Origin of the sequence: Kitasatospora sp. NPDC007106 (assembly GCF_040634455.1) — a bacterium.
Classification (GTDB): domain Bacteria; phylum Actinomycetota; class Actinomycetes; order Streptomycetales; family Streptomycetaceae; genus Kitasatospora; species Kitasatospora arboriphila.
In genome coordinates, this window is the sequence record NZ_JBEYFP010001375.1 from 1 (window position 1) to 1,163 (window position 1,163).

1 protein-coding gene is annotated in these 1,163 nt (G+C 75.2%); it reads left to right on the forward strand.

The window, feature by feature from the left end:
• The first annotated feature begins 55 nt into the window (after positions 1-55).
• Entirely contained in the window at positions 56-1,018 is a 963-nt protein-coding gene (gene meaB, locus ABZ641_RS38605) for a methylmalonyl Co-A mutase-associated GTPase MeaB (protein ID WP_359989357.1), read from the forward strand.
• The last annotated feature ends 145 nt before the right edge of the window (positions 1,019-1,163 follow it).

Below are 1,163 nucleotides of genomic sequence, written 5' to 3' on the forward strand. Positions count from 1 at the left end.
GGCGTGGAGGACCACGCCGTGCGCCCCCGCTTTCCGATCGAGGAGACGGACTCACATGGCCGACGTGGCGACGCTGGTCGAACAGGCGCGCACCGGGCACCCGAGGGCGGTGGCCCGGCTGATCTCGCTGGTCGAGAACGCCGCCCCGCAGCTGCGCGAGGCCATGGCGGCGCTCGCCCCGCACACCGGCCACGCCTACACCGTCGGCCTGACCGGCTCGCCGGGCGTCGGCAAGTCCACCTCGACCAACGCCCTCGTCTCCGCGTACCGCCGCCGCGGCAAGCGGGTCGGCGTGCTGGCCGTCGACCCGTCCTCGCCGTTCTCCGGCGGCGCGCTGCTCGGTGACCGGGTCCGGATGCAGGACCACGCCACCGACCCCGAGGTGTTCATCCGGTCGATGGCCACCCGCGGCCACCTCGGCGGCCTCTCCTGGTCCGCCCCGCAGGCCCTGCGGGTGCTGGACGGCGCCGGCTGCGACGTGATCCTGGTGGAGACCGTCGGCGTGGGCCAGTCCGAGGTCGAGGTCGCCGCCCAGGCCGACACCACCGTCGTCCTGCTCGCCCCCGGCATGGGCGACGGCATCCAGGCCGCCAAGGCCGGGATCCTGGAGATCGGCGACGTCTTCGTCGTCAACAAGGCGGACCGGGACGGCGCCGACGCCACCGCCCGCGAGCTCAACCACATGCTCGGCCTCGGTGAGGGCCGCCGGCCCGGCGACTGGCGGCCGCCGATCGTCAAGACGGTCGCCGCCCGCGGCGAGGGGGTCGACGAGGTCGTCGAGGCCCTGGAGAAGCACCGCGCCTGGCTGTCCGGGACGGGGGAGCTCGCCGCCCGGCGCACCCGGCGGGCCGCCCAGGAGATCGAGGCGATCGCGCTCGCCGCCCTTCGCTCCCGGATCGGGGACCTGCGCGGCGACCGCCACCTGCTCGGCCTCGCCGAACGGGTCGCCGCCGGCGACCTCGACCCCTACGGCGCCGCCGACCACCTCGTCGCCGGCCTCACCGAGAGCACCCGGTAGCGGGCGAGCCCGCGCGAATCGGGGAAGCGCGAAGGGGCGCGGGGAACTGCGCAATCCTGGATCGGCGAGCCTGCGCATCCGGAAAAGCGAAAACAGGGGCGCGGGGAACTGCGCGGGACGGAAGGCCACGGTCTGTGCCTTCCGT